We start from the raw sequence: 15577 nt of genomic DNA, 5'->3' as shown, positions 1-15577 counted from the left end.
CTCCCTGGGGAGACCGTGAAGCTCGCCCGTGACACCTGGCTGGTCTTCCAGCGCCAGCTGCTGCTCATGATCCGCACCCCGGTCTGGATCGCCGTCGGCATCATCCAGCCGCTGTTCTACCTGCTGCTGTTCGCCCCGCTGCTGAAGAAGGTGCTCGCCCCGCAGGGCGCGAGCAGCTACGCCGACGCCTACCAGGTCTACGTGCCGGGCCTGTTGGCGGTGCTGTGCATCTTCGGCGGGCTGTTCACCGGTTTCAGCCTGCTCGGCGAGCTCAAGGCCGGCATCATCGAGCGCTCCCGGGTGACCCCGGTGAGCCGCCTGGCGCTGCTCCTCGGACGGGCGATGCGGGAGATGGTGGCGCTGCTGGTGCAGGCCGTCCTGATCACCCTGATCGCGCTGCCGTTCGGGCTGCGGGTGAGCCCGCCGAACCTGCTGCTCGCCTACCTGCTGCTGGGCCTGCTGGCATTGATGACCTCGGCGATCTCCTTCGGTATCGCGCTGATGGTCCCGACCGACGCGGCGATGTCGCCGGTGGTCAACACCATCGCGCAGCCGATCGCGCTGCTGTCCGGGGTGCTGCTGCCGCTCACCCTGGCGCCGGAGTGGTTGCAGCAGGCGGCCAGGTGGAACCCCTTCTACTGGGCCGTGGAGGGCATGCGCGCGCTGTTCTCCGGGCACGCCGGGGACAGCGTGGTCTGGCAGGGGCTGCTGGTCGTCGCGGTGATGACCGTCCTGGCGGTGTACTGGTCGGCGCGGCTGTTCTCCACCCGGGTGCGCTGACGGGCAGGACTCGGGAACCCGGTTCGGGAAGACCGCCGGGGAACACGGCCGAGGGGCCCGGCTCGCGAGGCGGTTTCTAGGGATCGTCGCAACACGTGGTTGGTTGTCTAGGCCGCGATGAGTCTAGCGAGACGCTCGACTGGGGTTTCCCAGCCGAGCGTTTTGCGTGGGCGGCGGTTGAGCTGGTCGGCGACGGCGGCCAAGTGCTCCGGGGTGTGGACGGACAGGTCGGTGCCCTTGGGGAAGTACTGCCGCAGCAGGCCGTTGGTGTTCTCGTTCGAGCCGCGTTGCCAGGGGCTGCCCGGGTTGCAGAAGTAGACCGGGATGTCAGTGGCGACGGTGAACTCGTGATGGGCGGCCATCTCGGCGCCCTGGTCCCAGGCCAGCGAGCGCCTCAGTTCTGCGGGCAGGGTCCGCACGGCGTCCACCAGGGCGTCGCGGACTGCCTCTGCGCCGTGGCCGCCGGGAAGGTGTAGCAGCATCACGTAGCGGGTGGCGCGTTCGACCAGGGTGCCGATCGCCGACTTGTGGTCCTTGCCGATGATCAGGTCGCCCTCCCAGTGGCCCGGGACGGCCCGGTCCTCGGCCTCTGCGGGACGCTCGCTGATCATGACCATCGGAGAGGTGAAGCGCGGCTGGCGGCGGTTGGCCTGCCGCTGGGGCCTGCGGCGGGCGCGTCCGGTGCGCAGGGCGCCGGCAAGCTCGCGTCGGAGCACGCCACGGCCCTGGACGTAGAGGGCCTGGTAGACGGTCTCGGGCACGACGTGCATCTCCGGCTGGTCGGGGAATCCGGTGCGCAGAGCGTGGCATATCTGCTCAGGGCTCCACCGCTCGTGCAGCAACTCCTGGACCACGCGGAGCAGTTCCGGGTTCGAGAGGATCTTGCGGGGCTTGGGGCGGGGCCGGCGGGCGTTCGCCCGGGCCTGGGCTGCGTGCGGGCGGTAGGCGCCACTGCCGGGGTTCCGGTTGCGGCGGATCTCCCGGCTGACGGTGGAGGGGCTGCGGCCCAGTTCTGCGGCGATCGCCCGGACGGTGGCCTTCTCACGCAGGCGATCGGCGATGTGGAGGCGCTCGTCCTCGGTCAGGTACCGGGACGGGCCGGAAGGCGGTGCCACCGCATCGATCGGCGGCACCGCCTTCTTCCCTGGTTCGGCGCTGCGGCCGTTGCGCCACTTGTTGCCCGTCCGCCGGTCGACGCCGATGACCCGGCACGCCGCGGTATTGCTGTATCCCTGCTGCACGAGCCGGGAGTATGCCTCCCGCTCCCGACTCAGCTTCACAGGCCCCTGGGCCGCCCGGCCCTTGCGGATCTCGAAGTCCAATGCATCCCCTGAACTGGGATGTTGCAACGACTCCTAGAACCCAAGCGATGAGCCGGGCCCCTCGGCCGTCCTCGTGGGCTCAGGCCGCCACGAACGCCGCCAGCTTGGCCACGCCGTCGATGATCTGCGCCTGGGTCAGCGAGCTGACCGACAGCCGCAGCCGCCGCTCGCCGCCGCCCGCCGGGTAGAACGGTGCCATCGGCGTCCAGAGCACGCCGAACTCGCGGGCACAGCGCTCCATGGCCGCGTCGTCGGCGACGAACGGCACCGTCAGCACGGCGAAGAACCCGCCGTCCGGCCGGGTCCAGGAGAGGCCCAGCCGGCGCCGCACGGAGGCCGGGAAGTGCCGGTCCAGCTCCCGCAGCAGGGTGTCCATGCCGGCCGCGTAGTGGGCCGTGGCACGGGCGTTGGCGGCCCGCAGGCGGCAGTCGTGGGTCAGCAGCATGCCGCCGATGACGGCCTGGCTGAGCGCGGGCGTGTTGACCGTCGTCATGCTCTTCAGCTTGGCCAGCTCGTCCGCGAGCAGGCTGCGCCGGCCGTCGGGGCCGGCCACCTCCTGGTCGGCGACCACGTAGCCGACGCGGGCCCCGGGAAAGCAGGTCTTGGCGAACGAGCCCAGGTAGACGACCTGGCGGCGGCGGTCCAGCGCCTTGAGGGTGGGCCGCGGCCCCGGGGTGCGGGAGAAGAAGCCGTACGGGTTGTCCTCGACGACGAGCACGTTCTCCTCGGCCGCCGCCTCCAGCAGCGCGGTGCGGGCCGCGACCGGCATGCTGGTGCCGGAGGGGTTGGCGAAGTCCGGGACGACGTAGAGGGCGCGCGGACGGCGCCCCTCGGCCCGCACCGCGCGGGCTGCCTCCCGGACCGCCGCCGGGTCCGGGCCGCCGTCCTCGCCCTCGGGGACGGGGCGGACGGTCAGGTCGAGCAGCCGGGCGGCGCCGGTCACGCCGACGTAGCAGGGCGAGCTGACCAGCAGGACGTCGTCCGGGCCCGCGCACAGGGCGCGCAGCGTCAGCAGCATTCCCTCCTGGGCGCCGACCGTGACCACCAGGGCCTGCGGGTCGACGGTCAGGCCCTCGTCGTGGGCCAGCGAGCGGGCGACCAGTTCGTTGATGACGCCCTTGGTCCGGCCGTACTGGAACAGCGCGGTGCGCACCGCGTCCCGGCCGAGGCCGCGGTCCGCCAGGTGGGCGAGGTAGGTCTCCAGGTAGGCGGCGACGTCCTCGGGCTCGAAGAAGCCCTCGTAGGGGCGGCCGGGGGCGAAGGAGACGGCGTCCGGGTAGCGGGTGGTGACCTCGTTGAGGAAGGTCATCGCGTCCAGCAGCGGATCGGCCAGGGAGGCGTGCAGGTCGTCCAGGGAGAGCTTCACCGCAGCGCCTCCCGGAGGCACTCGGCCGCGAAGGCCTGGGCCTCGGCGGCCGCGTCCAGGGTGCCGGTCATGGCGAAGAATCCGTGCGGCATGCCCGCGTAGCGGCGCAGCTCCACCGGGACCCCGGCGGCGCGCAGCGCCTCGGCGTACTGCTCGCCCTCGTCCCGCAGCGGGTCGTACTCGGCGGTCAGCACGGTCGCGGGCGGCAGTCCGGCCAGGGTGGCGGCGCGCAGCGGGGAGGCGTACGGGCTGGCGCCGTCGCGCTGGTCGGCCAGGTAGTGGCCCCAGTACCAGGCCACCGAGCGGCGGTTGAACAGCGCCGGGTCGTCGTGGGCGCGCAGCGACGGGGTGTCGGCGCCGTGGTCGGTGTTGGGGTAGACCAGCAGCTGGTGGCGCAGGGCGGGGCCGCCCTCGGCGCGCAGCAGGAGGGTGAGCGCGGCGGTGAGGTTGCCGCCGGCGCTGTCGCCGCCGACCGCGAGCCGGTCCGGGTCGATGCCGAACTCCTCCGCCCGTTCGACCAGTTGCAGCAGCGCGGCGCGGCAGTCGTGCAGCGCCGCGGGGAAGGGGTGTTCGGGGGCGAGCCGGTAGCCGACGGAGGCGGTGACGCAGCCGACGGCGTTGGTGAGCCGGCGGCAGATCGCGTCGCTGGTGTCGGGCGAACCGAGCGTCCAGCCGCCGCCGAACAGGTAGAGCAGGGCGGGCAGTCGGTGGCCGGACGCCTCGGGGCGGTAGAGCCGCAGGGCGAGTTCGCCGGCGGGGCCGGGGATGCGGTGCTCCTCGACGGCGGCGACCGGCTCGGGCGTGCCGGCCGCCGCGCGGATGTCCGCGAGGTCGGCGGCCCGGGCCTCGGCGAGGGTCAGGGTGTAGAGCGGCGGGGTACCGCTGCCGGCGCGCCGGGCGCGCAGCGCCTCGGCCTGGGGGTGCAGGGGCATGGGCGGATCCGTTCGGTGCGGAGGTCTCAGCTGTCTGCCTCGACGTAGACGGTCTCGTCGGTGCGGAAGGCCGTGTCGAGGTCGGCGACGTCCGGACGGATGCCCTGCCGGTAGGCGCACTGGCGGATCCGGTCGGGGTCGAAGCCGGCCTGGGTGAGGACGTGCCGAAGCTCGTCCACATCGTAGATCCACTGGTGCCCGAAGTACCGGAAGATCTGGTTGACCAGGAAGGCCGGGCGTGCGGGCATCGGCGGGCCGAAGCCGAGGGTGGTCAGCCGGCGCCGGTGCCTGGCCAGGAAGCCGTCGCCGGTGGCGTAGCCGACCAGGTAGCGGGCGAGGTCGGGGGTGGTCAGGCGCAGGACGCCGCCGGGGCGCAGCACCCGGCGGGCCTCGCGCAGCCAGTGGACGGCGACGGGCATCGTGACGTGCTCGATCAGGTGCTCGGCGTACACCCAGTCGACGCTGTCGTCGGCGAAGGGCAGCGGTTCGGCGATGTCGAGCCGGGTGAACCAGCGGTCGCCGTCGACCCGGTAGAGGGTGCCGGGTTCGGTCGCGGTGTCGGGGCTGCGCAGGGTGGCGAGGTCGGTGCCGAGGCCCTCCGGGTGGGCGGTCCGGAACGCGGCGAACTCGATGCCGGTGATGCCGAGTTCCCGGAGGCCCGCGTGGTCGCGCGGCAGGCCGCCGGGGTGCGCCTCCAGCTTGTCGCAGGTGGCGACCTGCGCGCTGAAGGCGTCCAGCCGGGGGGCCAGCCCGTCGGGGTCGTCCCAGTCCCAGCCCGGGAATCTCTCGCTCTGCTCGGTCATGTGTCGGACCCTCCTGGTGGGAGAACGCGGTTCGGGTGCGGCGCGGTTCAACGGCCGTGCGGGGTTCGGGTTCAACGGCCGGACTCGCGGGGTTCGGGGGCTTCAGCCGGCCGGGCAGGGCCAGGGCGCCAGGACCGTGCGGTCCAGGTCGGCGAGCCGGGGGCGGCCCAACAGGGCCATGGTGTGCTCCAGTTCCTCGCGCAGCAGGTCGAGCACCCGGTACACCCCGGCCTCGCCGTCGGCGGCCAGGCCCCAGAGCGCGGGGCGGCCGACCAGCACGGCGCGGGCGCCGAGGGAGATGGCGATCGCGATGTCTGTGCCGCTGCGCACGCCGCCGTCGAACAGCACCGGAAGCTCGGCGGGCACGGCCTCGACCACTTCGGGCAGTGCGGCCAAGGCCGGTACCGCCCCGTCGAGTTGACGGCCACCGTGGTTGGAGACCAGGACGGCGTCGACGCCGTGCTCGACGGCCAGCCGGGCGTCCTCGGCGGTGAGGACGCCCTTGAGGACCAGCGGCAGCCGGGTGCGTTCGCGCAGCCAGGCCAGGTCGGCCCAGGTCAGGGTGGGGTCGAACTGCTCGCGGGCGTGCTCGGCGATGCCCGAACCGCCGTCGGCGGCGCGGTGGCTGGCGGCCGTCAGGGACCGGTCCAGGTTGACCGCGCGGACGGTGGGCGGGATGGCGAAGCCGTTGCGCAGGTCGCGCAGCCGTCGGCCGATCCTGGGAGCGTCCACGGTCAGCACCAGCGCCCGGTAGCCGGCCGCCTCGGCGCGTTCCACCAGGGCGGCGAGGGCGGCGCGTTCGCGCAGCCAGTACAGCTGGAGCCAGAGCGGGCCGGCGGCGGCCGCGGCGATCTCCTCCAGGGTCCGGCTGGCGAACATCCCGGCGACCAGCAGGGCTCCGGCCCGGCCGGCGGCGCGCGCGGTGGCGGTCTCGCCCTCCTGGTCGACCAGCCGGTGGTAGGCCATCGGGGCGATTCCGAGCGGCAGGCTCAGCGGCGCGCCGAGCAGGGTCAGGGCGGGGTCGCAGGCGGAGACGTCGACCAGGGTGCGCGGGCGCAGCGCATGACGGCCGAACATCTCCCGGTTGGCCGCCAAGGTGCGTTCCGCGCCGCTGCCGCCTTCGATGAAATCCCAGATCTCCGGTGGGAGTCGGGCGTGCGCCACACGTTCGATCCCGGCCAGCGTGAGAACTCCCACGGGCATTCCTCGTTCCAGGACGGCCACGCGCGGACCAGTCCCGGTTGGGCAGCGTAGGAGCAACGACCACATTGGTATAGACCTTGATTTGACCAAACGTCTGTGCCATGGTCTGGCCACGGAATTGACCGTTGGGATTCTTTTAACGGCGTTCATGTCAAATCCCCTCACTTGTGTGGAGCCGCGTTGACCGGCTTTTCCCCCTCCGTACTTCCGGCTGCCTTCCTGCCGCACTCCGACGCCCCGGACTCCTGGGTCGACCGGCTGCTGCTGGCCGGCCCCGGCGGCGAGGAGTGCCTGCGTCTCGGCGCGCCGCTCGACCGGGACGCCCTGCGCGCCCTGGTCACGGAGCAGTCCGACCGGCTGGCGGCCGCCGGGCTCGGGCCCGGCGGGACGGCTGCGCTGCGACTGCCGCCCTCGGTGGCGTTCGTCGCGGTGCTGCTGGCATGCTGGCGGCTGGGCGCCCAAGTGGCGCTGCTCGACCACCGGTTGACCGACCACGAGATCGACGCCGCGGTGGCGCGGCTGGCCCCGCAGGTGCTGGTAGGCTCCGCCCATCGGTCCGCGGCGGCTCTGCGCGGCTTCTCCGAAGTCGAGCCGGTGGCCGTCCCGCTGACGGACGGACGCCCGGCCCGCACCGGACACGCGTTGATCCAGCTCAGCTCCGGATCCACCGGCCCGGCCAAGGTCATCGCCCGTACCGCGTCCGACCTGCTGCGCGAACTCGACTGCTACCGCAGGCTGGTGGAGTTCCCCGGCGAGGGCGAGCGGGTCGTCCTGCTCTCCTCGGTGGTGCACGTGCTCGGGCTGGTCGGCGGGCTGCTCAACAGCCTGCACGCCCGGGTCGCGCTCACCGTGCCGGAGCGGATGACGGCGGCGGGCATCCTCGCCGAGGTCGCCGCGAGCGACCGGCCGACCACCGTGATCGGGGTGCCGTTCCACGCCGAACTACTGGCGGGGACGATCGCTCCCCCGCCGCTGCCCCGGCTGCGGCGGATGGTCGTGGCGGGCGAACTCGTCCGCCCGGGACTGCCCGCGCTGTTCACCGAGCGCTACGGCGTCCCGCTCGGCACCATGTACGGCATGACCGAGACCGGGGTGATCGCCACCGACCTCTCCGGTACGCTCCACCCCGCCAAGCAGCCCGTGCACGGCATGGAACTGCGCCTGGTGAAGGGCGAGTTGCAGATCGGCGCGGCGTCCTCCCCGTACCCCGGGCTGGACGATCCGAGCCGCTGGTCGGACGGCTGGCTGCACACCCGGGACGCGGCCGAGCTGGCCGCCGACGGCCTGGTCACCGTGCTCGGCCGGCTCGACTCCCAGGTCTCGATCGGCGGACTGAAGGTCGACCTCACCGAGGTCGAGCAGACCCTCACCACGCTTCCCGAGGTCCGCGAGGCCGTCGTGGTCTTCGACGGCGGCGCGATCGAGGCCTACCTGGCCACCGAACCGGAGAGCGATCTCGCCTCCGTCCAGGAGGGGCTGGCCCGCCGCCTGGCCGCCTTCAAGCGGCCGCGCCGGCTCGCCCGGCTGGACCGGCTCCCCCGCACCGCCACCGGAAAGCTGCTGCGCGACCCGGTCGCCCTGCGCGCGACCGCCGCCACCGCCACCTCCGACTGACCCGCACCGGCCGCCACCGGCCGCACCCGTTCCGTCCGCACCACCACCCCGACAAGGAGCCCACCACCATGCAGGACCGCATCCGCGCCTTCGTCCTGGCCGCACTCGCCGAGATGCAGTACGACGTCTCCGAGGTCACCGGGGACACCGACCTCGGCCCGGCCGGGCTGGACCTCGAATCGCTTGCGCTGGCCGACCTGTCCGTGCAGGTCGAGGACGAGTTCGGGATCAAGTTCGACCTGGACGAGATGGAGACCACCGCGCTGATGACGCTGGACGAGTTCACCGCCGACGTCGCCCGCCGGATCGACGCCCTCGCCGCCACCCCCGCCACCTCCGGCAGCGCCGCGTGACCGGCTCCCCGCTCGCCGGCGGCCTGCCGGACCGGGCCGAGGTCCTGACCATGCTGGCGGCGTTCGGGCAGCGCGCCGTCGACACCGTGCCCGAGGACCTCGGATCGCTCGAACTCACGTGGCTAGTCGCCGAGTTCGAGCAAAGGTACGGGCTCCAGCTGGACCTGGACGACGACCGCTTCGGCGCGGTGAGCACCGTCGACGACGCCACCGCGCTGCTGCGCGAGGCCGTCCTCGCCGACCGCGCGGGCGCACGGCCGTGATCCCCGCCCGCACCGGCTCCGGGCCGCCGGGCCGGGCGGCCGGCCGCCCGGTGCTCACCGGTGCCGGGGTGGTCAGCGCCGCCGGGCGCGGCCTCGACGCGCTGACCGAGGCCACCGCCCACGGCAAGTCCCTGTTCGGCCCGGTCACCCGCTTCGACGTGAGCGCCCGCCGCACCACCCGGGCCGCGCTGTTCCCCGACACCGGGCCGCCGACCCGCCGCCACCCACTGGCCGGGGCCGTGCTCGACGCGATCGGCCAGGCCTGCCGACAGGCCCGGCTGACCGCCGCCGAGGGCGCCGACCTGCCCGTGCTGCTCGCCCTGCACAGCGACGGACACACCCGTGCGACAGCCGACGCGGTGGCCGCCGGGGTGCGAGCCGACCAAGGCGCGCCGGGCGTCACCCGGGTGTACAACGGCGCCTGCGTGGCCGCCTCGACCGCCGTCGCCGACGCGGGCGCCCTGGTGGCCGCCGGACGGCACGAGCGGGTCCTGGTCGCGGCCGGGCACCTGGTCGAACCGGGCGTCTTCGCGGTGTTCGACGCCGGACGGGCACTGGCCCGGGACGGCGAGGCGCGCCCGTTCAGCGCCGGCCGCACCGGCACCCTGCTCGCCGACGCGGCCGCCGCCGTCCTGGTCGAATCCGCCCCGGCCGCCGAACGGCGCGGTGCGCCCGCGCTCGCCCGGCTGGCGGGGTGGGGCCGGGCCGGGGACGCCCACCACGTCTGCCGCCCGGAACCGGAGGGCGACGGGGTGGCCCGGGCGATCGAGGCCGCGCTCGCCCGCGCGGGCGTGGACCCTGCCGAGGTCGGCTACGTCAACGCCAACGGCACCGGCTCCACCCTCGCCGACCAGGCCGAGGCCCGCGCCCTGCGGCGGGTGTTCGGCGCGCACACCGACCGCCTGCCGGTCAGCTCCAGCAAGTCCGTGCACGGTCACGCCCTGGAGGCCTCCGCGCTGCTCGAACTCGTCGTCACCCTCGGCGCGTTGGGCACCGACCTGCTCCCGGTCAACGCCGGCTGGCTCGGCCCGGACCCGGACTTCGCACTGGACCTCGTCCTGGACGGCCCGCGCGCCGCCCGTCCCTCGTACGCCCTCAGCCTCAACTCCGCCTTCGGCGGCGCCAACACCGCGCTGCTGCTGGCCCCGGGATGACAGCCACCGCCATGACCACCCCTGCCGACCACACCCACGGACTGCGGATCCTCGCCGAGGCCCGCCGCCCCGCACCCGGGCTGGACGGGCCGCCGCCACCGCTGCCCGGCTTCGCCGCCTCCGGCTTCAACCCGCTGGTCGCCGACACCGCCGAGCGCTGTCTGCGCGCCCACCACGGCACGCCGCCCGCGCCCGGACGGACCGCCCTGCTGCTCGCCAGCGCGAGCGGCGACCTCGACACCGCGCGGGCCATCGAACGCAGCGCCGAGCCCGGACAGCGGACCGGCCCGCTGCTGTTCTTCCAGTCCAACCCCAACGCCGTCCTCGGGCACGTCGCCGCGCGCTGGGGCCTGACCGGCCCCGTCGTGGCGGTCTGCCCGGCCGAGGCCGACCCCGGTCGCGTCCCGGCCGAGGCGTTCGAACTCGCCGCCCTGCTGCTCGAGGACGGCGACGCCGACCTGGTGCTGGCCGTGGCCGTCGAGCAGACGCCCGACGGGGACCGCGCCGCCGCCGTCCTGCTCGCCGGTCCGGCCACCGAACCCGATCGGACCGAAACCGATCGCTCCGAACCCGATCGGACTGAACCCGCCGGGCACCGCCGGCCGTAGGAACCATCGAGGCCCGGCGCCTGACGCAGCCGCACCCGGCACACCAGCGCCCCTCCCGGGCATCGCCTCGCTCCCGACACCCGCCGCCCGAGCGGCACACCGCCCCTGCCGCCCGCGCGGCCGACCGCAGCTTCCGCCCGCGCGCCCGACCGACCCCGCCACCCGATCAGCCGCCCGGGCCGTCCACCGGCCCCGAGGGAGGGATCCACCCCCGTGACCATCCGCAGCCTCCGCACCCAGCTCGCGGACGACCCCGACGTGGGCGCCGGCAACGTCCTGACCGCCCGGATCGCCCTCGGGCTCGACCTGGACGTGCCGCTGCTCAGCTTCGACACCCCGGTGGACGACCACCCCGCCTGGCAGCCGTTCACCCTGCGCGAGCTGGACCGCGCCGTCCGGGCCCGCGCCGCCGCCCTGCACGGCCTGGGCATCACCCGGCGCGACCCGGTGGTGGTGTACGCGAGCGACGCCGCCGACCACGTGCTCGCCTTCCTCGCCCTGGCCCGGCTCGGCGCCGTCCCCGCGCTGCTCAACCCCAACCTGGACGGCGAACGCGCCGCCCGCTACATCGCCCGCCTCGGCGCGGTCGGGGTCCTCGCCGACCCCGCCCACCTGGCCGCGCTGGCCGGCCACGAGCCCGGCGCGCCGCTACTGCCCGAGATCGCAACCCTCGGCACCGGCGACCCGGACGCCGCCCCGGAGCCGTACCGGCACTGGTCCGGCGACCCGGTGGCGATCACCCACTCCTCCGGCACCACCGGAATGCCCAAGGCCGTCGTCCACTCGCACGCGAGCCTGTACGCGGCGATCCGCCACCGGCTGCGACTGCCCCGCCCGCAGGGCCAGGACCGGATGCTCAGCGCGCTGCCCGCCCCGCACGCCGCCACCCTGATCGCCCTCAACCTCGCGCTCAGCTCGCACACCGAACTCGCCCTGCTCTCCCGGCAGTCCGGCGACGGCGTGCTGGCGGCCGTCGAGCGGTGGCGGCCCACCGGGGTGATCGGCTTCGCCGCCACCTGGGCCGACCTCGCCCGGCACGACCTCGCCGCCCGCGACCTGACCTCCGTCGCGCTCTGGTGGAACACCGGCGACTGCGCCCACGAGGTGCACATCCGCCGCCTCATCGCCACCGGCAGCCGGGAGACCGTCACCCGGGCCGGCCGCACCCGGGTACCCGGCTCGCTGTTCGTGGACGGCCTCGGCTCCACCGAGATGGGCCACTCGCACTTCTTCATCACCCACGGTCCCGGCACCGAGCGCTACGGCCGCTGCGTAGGCCGCCCGCACGCCTTCGTCGACTGCGAGGTGGTCGGCCCGGACGGCGAGCCGCTCGGGCCCGGCGAGGTCGGCGAACTCGCCACCGCCTCACCCACCCTGGCGCTCGGCTACTGGAACGACTCGGCCACCACCTTCCGCACCCGGCTGCGCGGCCGCTTCCTCACCGGGGACCTGATGTACCGGGACGAGGAGGGCTACTACTACCACGTGGACCGGGCCGTCGACTCGGTCGAACTCGGCGACGGGAAGCGGCTGTTCACCGCGATGTCGGAGGAACGCGTACTGGCCGCCTGCCCGGACGTGCTGGACTGCACGGTGGTCGCGGTACGGGACGGCGACCGCGTGGTCACCGACGTGCTGCTGCTCCTCGCCGCGGACGCCGACGAGGCCGCGGACCGCACCGCGGCGGTCGTCGCCGCCCTGGACGAGGCCGCCGCGGCGACCGTCCGCAAGGTGCTGGTGGTCTCCCCCGACGACATCCCGCTCGGCCCGACCGGCAAGGTCCGCAAGGTCCTGCTGCGGGAGAACCACCTCGCGGCGGTGGGCGCGTGAACGACCGAACCGAGCGAAGCGCGCGCCCCGGTGCCGTCGTCACCGGCATCGGCCTGGTCTCCCCGCTCGGCCGCAAGCCCGCCGAGGTGTTCGACGCGCTGACCGCCGGCCGCTCCGGCCTGCGGGCCGTCCCCGAGGGCCACGCCGCGCACGGCTGGCTGCCCGCCGCCGGGATCGCCCCCGCCGTCGACGGCCGGGAGGTGCTGCCGCCCACCGAGACCCGCTGCGTGGACCGCTTCGTGCTGCTCGCCCTGGCCGCCGCCGACGACGCGCTCGCCGACGCCGGCCTGGCCGTCGGCCGGGACGCCGACCCGCACCGCACCGCCGTGGTGCTGGCCACCGGCGGAGGTGGACTGGAGACCTTCGAGCAGCAGTCGCACCGCCGGCTGGAGCGCGGCCGCCCCGGCGTCAGCCCCTACCTGCTGCCCGGGATGCTCTCCAACATGGCGGCCGCCCGGATCGCCATCAAGCACGGCATCCGGGGCTACAGCTCCGCCGTGGTGACGGCCTGCGCGGCCGGCGCCCAGGCGATCGCCGAGGGGCTGCGGCTGATCCGGGCCGGCGACGCCGACGTGGTGGTGTGCGGCGGCACCGAGTCCTCACTGCACCCGACCATCGCCGCCGCCTTCACCAACGCCCGAGCCCTGGCGCAGGGTTGGGAGGACCCCGAGCAGACCAGCCGGCCCTTCGACGCCCGCCGCAACGGCTTCGTGCTGGGCGAGGGCAGCACCGTCCTGGTCCTGGAGCGGGCCGAGCACGCCGAGGCGCGCGGCGCCGCCGGGTACGCGGACGTCCTCGGCTGGGGCGCCTCCACCGACGCCCACCACCCGACCATGCCCCGCCCGGACGGCACCGGCGCCGCCGACGCGATGCGCGCCGCACTCGCCAACGCGGGCCTGGCCCCGGGCGACATCGACTACGTGAACGCCCACGGCACCGGCACCCGGCTCGGCGACGTGGCCGAGACCGCCGCGCTGCGTGCCGTGTTCGGCGCGCGGCCGCCCGCGGTCAGCTCCACCAAGGGCGCCACCGGCCATCTCCTCGGCGCCGCAGGCGCGTTGGAGGCGGCGGTGACCGCTCTGGCGGTGGCGCGGGGGACGCTGCCGCCGACCCTCAACCTGACCGATCCCGACCCGGCCTGCGACCTGGACCACGTCCGGGGCGCCGCCCGGACCGGCCCGGTGCGCGCCGCGCTGAGCAACGCCTTCGCCTTCGGCGGCCACAACCTCAGCCTGATCCTCGGCCCGGCCTCCACCCGCTCGGCCCGGTAGTCACCGCCCGCTGCCGCCGCCCACCGCCGCGCGGCGGCAGCACGCCGATCCTCGATCCACCATCCCTCCGGGGGAGATCCCGTTGTCCATCCAGACCATCACCCATGTCGAGTTCCACTGCGCGGACGCCGACAAGACCGCGGCCGGACTCCAGGCCGACTACGGCTTCACCGCCGACGCCCCGGCCACCGCACCGGACGGCACCCGCACCGTCGCCCTGCGCCAGGGCGGCATCCGGCTGCGGCTGGCCTCCGCCGCCGACCCGGAGCACCCGGTGGCCGAGTACGTCGCCCGGCACGGCGACGGCGTGGCCGTCCTCGCGCTCGGCTGCGCCGACCCGGCGGCCGCGCTGGAGCGGGCCGAACGGCACGGCGCCCGGGTGCTCGACCGGGCCGGCGCCCTGATCGGGGGCTTCGGCGACACCGCCCTGCGCCTGGTGCCGCTGCCCGCCGCCGAACCCGCCCCGGAGCCCCGGCTGCTGGACGCGCTCGACCACGTCGCCGTCTGCCTGCCGGCCGGCACCCTCGCGGACGCCGTACGGTTCTGCGAGACCGCGCTGGGCTTCCGCACGATCTTCGAGGAGTACATCGAGGTCGGCGAGCAGGCGATGGACTCCAAGGTGGTGCAGAGCGCCTCCGGCGGCGTCACCTTCACCCTGATCGAGCCGGACACCACCCGCCGTCCCGGCCAGATCGACGAGTTCCTCGCCGCCCACGGCGGGGCCGGCGTCCAGCACCTCGCCTTCAGCACCCGCGACATCGCCGGCGCCGTCCGGGCCGCCCGGGAGCGCGGCGTGGAGTTCCTGACCACCCCGGGCGCCTACTTCGACGCCCTGACCGGCCGCCTCGGCGGGACGGCCATCCCGGTGGCGACCCTGCGCGACCTGCACGTCCTGGTCGACCAGGACCACGGCGGCCAGCTGTTCCAGATCTTCGCCCGCTCCACACACCCCCGGCGCACCTTCTTCCTCGAACTGATCGAACGGCAGGGAGCGGGTACCTTCGGCACCGCGAACATCAAGGCCCTCTACGAGGCCGTCGAACGGCACGGCCCCACCGGCGCCGACCGGCCCACCGGCGCCGACCGGCCCACCGCCGTCGACCGGCCCGCTCCCGCACATCCGAAGGAGGCCCGTCCGATGGCCGCCGCCCCCGAATTCCGGCTCACCGAGGCCGAGCGCGCCCTGCTGCCCACCCCCGAAGAGGTGGCGCACTACCGCGAGCACGGCTGGTACCTCTCCCGCAGGCTGCTCGGCGACGAGGAACTGGACACCCTCCAGGCCGCCACCGAGCTGTACTACGCCGGCCACCGCGACCGCGAGCTGCCCGTCCGGCCGCCCCGGCTGGCCTCCTGGCGGCCCGAGGACGGGCCGGTCCAGCGGCACAACGACTACGTGCACTACGAGAGCGACGCGATCGGCGCGATCCTGCGCAAGCCGCTGATCGGCGCGGTGGCCGCGCTGCTCGCCGGCACCGAGGAGATCCGGATCTTCCAGTCGACGCTCATCTACAAGCCCCCGGTGCCCGAGGAGCCCAGCAACCGGGTGCCGTGGCACTTCGACAAGCACTACTGGCAGACCTGCACCTCGGAGGAGATGCTCACCGCCTTCATCCCGTTCCACGACTGCCGCGAGGAGAACGGCACCATCACCATGGTCGACGGCAGCCACCGCTGGCGGGAGCTGCCCTCCGGCGAGGACTCCACCCGGCACTTCGCCGACCGCGACCGCTCCGAGCTGGAGGGCATCCTGGCCGCCAACGCCGCCCACAACGGGCAGCAGGTGCGGAAGGTGCCGATGCCGATCCCGCGCGGCCACATGTCCTTCCACCACTGCCTGACGTACCACGGCAGCGGCCCCAACCTGGCCTCCCACCCGCGCCGGGCGGTCTCGCTGCACCTCCAGGACGGCGCCAACGAGTACCGCCGGCACGACCGGCCGGACGGCGAGCCCGTGGTGTACAACCACGACGTGCTGGTGCGCCGTACGGACGACGGCCGGCCGGACTACGCCGACCCGCGGTTCTGCCCGGCGGTCTGGCGGGGACGGCCGTGACCGCTCCCGCGCACCCGGCCGGCGG

14 protein-coding genes are annotated in these 15577 nt (G+C 74.7%); 9 read left to right on the top strand and 5 right to left on the bottom strand.

The window, feature by feature from the left end; all coding sequences use genetic code 11:
• The first annotated feature begins 15 nt into the window (after positions 1-15).
• The gene (locus ACZ7RU_RS15440; RefSeq protein ID WP_470341438.1) at positions 16-780 is read left to right on the top strand and encodes an ABC transporter permease; all 765 of its coding nucleotides are present in this window, start codon (positions 16-18) and stop codon (positions 778-780) included.
• A 107-nt stretch (positions 781-887) separates the two neighbouring features.
• Here ACZ7RU_RS15440 and ACZ7RU_RS15435 read toward each other — a convergent pair whose 3' ends face one another.
• The 5 genes from ACZ7RU_RS15435 to ACZ7RU_RS15415 all read right to left on the bottom strand — a co-directional run bounded on the left by ACZ7RU_RS15435 (position 888) and on the right by ACZ7RU_RS15415 (position 6406).
• Positions 888-2054: an IS30 family transposase gene (locus ACZ7RU_RS15435; protein WP_470341571.1), complete on the bottom strand. Its 1167-nt coding sequence runs from the start codon at positions 2052-2054 to the stop codon at positions 888-890.
• A gap of 127 nt (positions 2055-2181) precedes the next feature.
• The gene (locus ACZ7RU_RS15430) at positions 2182-3468 is read right to left on the bottom strand and encodes an aminotransferase-like domain-containing protein (RefSeq protein WP_470341437.1); all 1287 of its coding nucleotides are present in this window, start codon (positions 3466-3468) and stop codon (positions 2182-2184) included.
• Positions 3465-4400, bottom strand: coding sequence for an alpha/beta hydrolase (locus tag ACZ7RU_RS15425; RefSeq protein WP_470341436.1), 936 nt, complete (start codon positions 4398-4400; stop codon positions 3465-3467). Before ACZ7RU_RS15425 ends, ACZ7RU_RS15430 begins: the two co-directional genes overlap by 4 nt.
• Before the next feature lie 26 nt (positions 4401-4426).
• Positions 4427-5203, bottom strand: a complete 777-nt coding sequence (locus tag ACZ7RU_RS15420; protein ID WP_470341435.1) for a class I SAM-dependent methyltransferase — start codon at positions 5201-5203, stop codon at positions 4427-4429.
• A gap of 102 nt (positions 5204-5305) precedes the next feature.
• Positions 5306-6406, bottom strand: coding sequence for an alpha-hydroxy acid oxidase (locus ACZ7RU_RS15415; protein ID WP_470341434.1), 1101 nt, complete (start codon positions 6404-6406; stop codon positions 5306-5308).
• 180 nt (positions 6407-6586) lie between these two features.
• On the opposite strand from ACZ7RU_RS15415, the gene ACZ7RU_RS15410 reads away from it, so the two are divergent.
• From ACZ7RU_RS15410 to hppD, 8 genes are all read left to right on the top strand, one after another.
• Positions 6587-8020 carry a class I adenylate-forming enzyme family protein gene (locus ACZ7RU_RS15410; RefSeq protein ID WP_470341433.1) on the top strand — a complete coding sequence of 478 codons (1434 nt, stop codon included), beginning with the start codon at positions 6587-6589 and terminating at the stop codon, positions 8018-8020.
• Between the two features lie 68 nt (positions 8021-8088).
• The gene (locus ACZ7RU_RS15405) at positions 8089-8373 is read left to right on the top strand and encodes a phosphopantetheine-binding protein (protein ID WP_470341432.1); all 285 of its coding nucleotides are present in this window, start codon (positions 8089-8091) and stop codon (positions 8371-8373) included.
• Complete coding sequence (locus tag ACZ7RU_RS15400; protein ID WP_470341431.1) at positions 8370-8636, top strand: acyl carrier protein; 267 nt, start codon at positions 8370-8372, stop codon at positions 8634-8636. Before ACZ7RU_RS15405 ends, ACZ7RU_RS15400 begins: the two co-directional genes overlap by 4 nt.
• Entirely contained in the window at positions 8633-9790 is a 1158-nt protein-coding gene (locus ACZ7RU_RS15395; protein ID WP_470341430.1) for a beta-ketoacyl-[acyl-carrier-protein] synthase family protein, read from the top strand. The genes ACZ7RU_RS15400 and ACZ7RU_RS15395 overlap by 4 nt, the downstream gene beginning before the upstream one ends.
• An 11-nt stretch (positions 9791-9801) precedes the next feature.
• The gene (locus ACZ7RU_RS15390) at positions 9802-10398 is read left to right on the top strand and encodes a beta-ketoacyl synthase N-terminal-like domain-containing protein (protein ID WP_470341429.1); all 597 of its coding nucleotides are present in this window, start codon (positions 9802-9804) and stop codon (positions 10396-10398) included.
• Positions 10399-10611: 213 nt separating this feature from the next.
• On the top strand, positions 10612-12228 hold the full coding sequence (locus ACZ7RU_RS15385) for a class I adenylate-forming enzyme family protein (protein WP_470341428.1): 1617 nt from the start codon (positions 10612-10614) through the stop codon (positions 12226-12228).
• Positions 12225-13499, top strand: coding sequence for a beta-ketoacyl-[acyl-carrier-protein] synthase family protein (locus ACZ7RU_RS15380; protein ID WP_470341427.1), 1275 nt, complete (start codon positions 12225-12227; stop codon positions 13497-13499). Before ACZ7RU_RS15385 ends, ACZ7RU_RS15380 begins: the two co-directional genes overlap by 4 nt.
• A gap of 82 nt (positions 13500-13581) precedes the next feature.
• On the top strand, positions 13582-15552 hold the full coding sequence (gene hppD, locus ACZ7RU_RS15375; RefSeq protein WP_470341426.1) for a 4-hydroxyphenylpyruvate dioxygenase: 1971 nt from the start codon (positions 13582-13584) through the stop codon (positions 15550-15552).
• Positions 15553-15577 lie beyond the last annotated feature (25 nt).

The organism is Kitasatospora sp. NPDC114501, from assembly GCF_055633695.1.
The sequence above is the reverse complement of the archived record's forward strand: the minus strand, read 5'-3'. Positions and strand labels throughout refer to the sequence as shown.

Coding starts and splice junctions, on each gene's coding strand:
- ACZ7RU_RS15425 (WP_470341436.1), bottom strand. CDS start 4,400: ATGCCCCTGCACCCCCAGGCCGAGGCGCTGCGCGCCCGGCGCGCCGGC.
- ACZ7RU_RS15420 (WP_470341435.1), bottom strand. CDS start 5,203: ATGACCGAGCAGAGCGAGAGATTCCCGGGCTGGGACTGGGACGACCCC.
- ACZ7RU_RS15415 (WP_470341434.1), bottom strand. CDS start 6,406: ATGCCCGTGGGAGTTCTCACGCTGGCCGGGATCGAACGTGTGGCGCAC.
- ACZ7RU_RS15405 (WP_470341432.1), top strand. CDS start 8,089: ATGCAGGACCGCATCCGCGCCTTCGTCCTGGCCGCACTCGCCGAGATG.
- ACZ7RU_RS15390 (WP_470341429.1), top strand. CDS start 9,802: ATGACCACCCCTGCCGACCACACCCACGGACTGCGGATCCTCGCCGAG.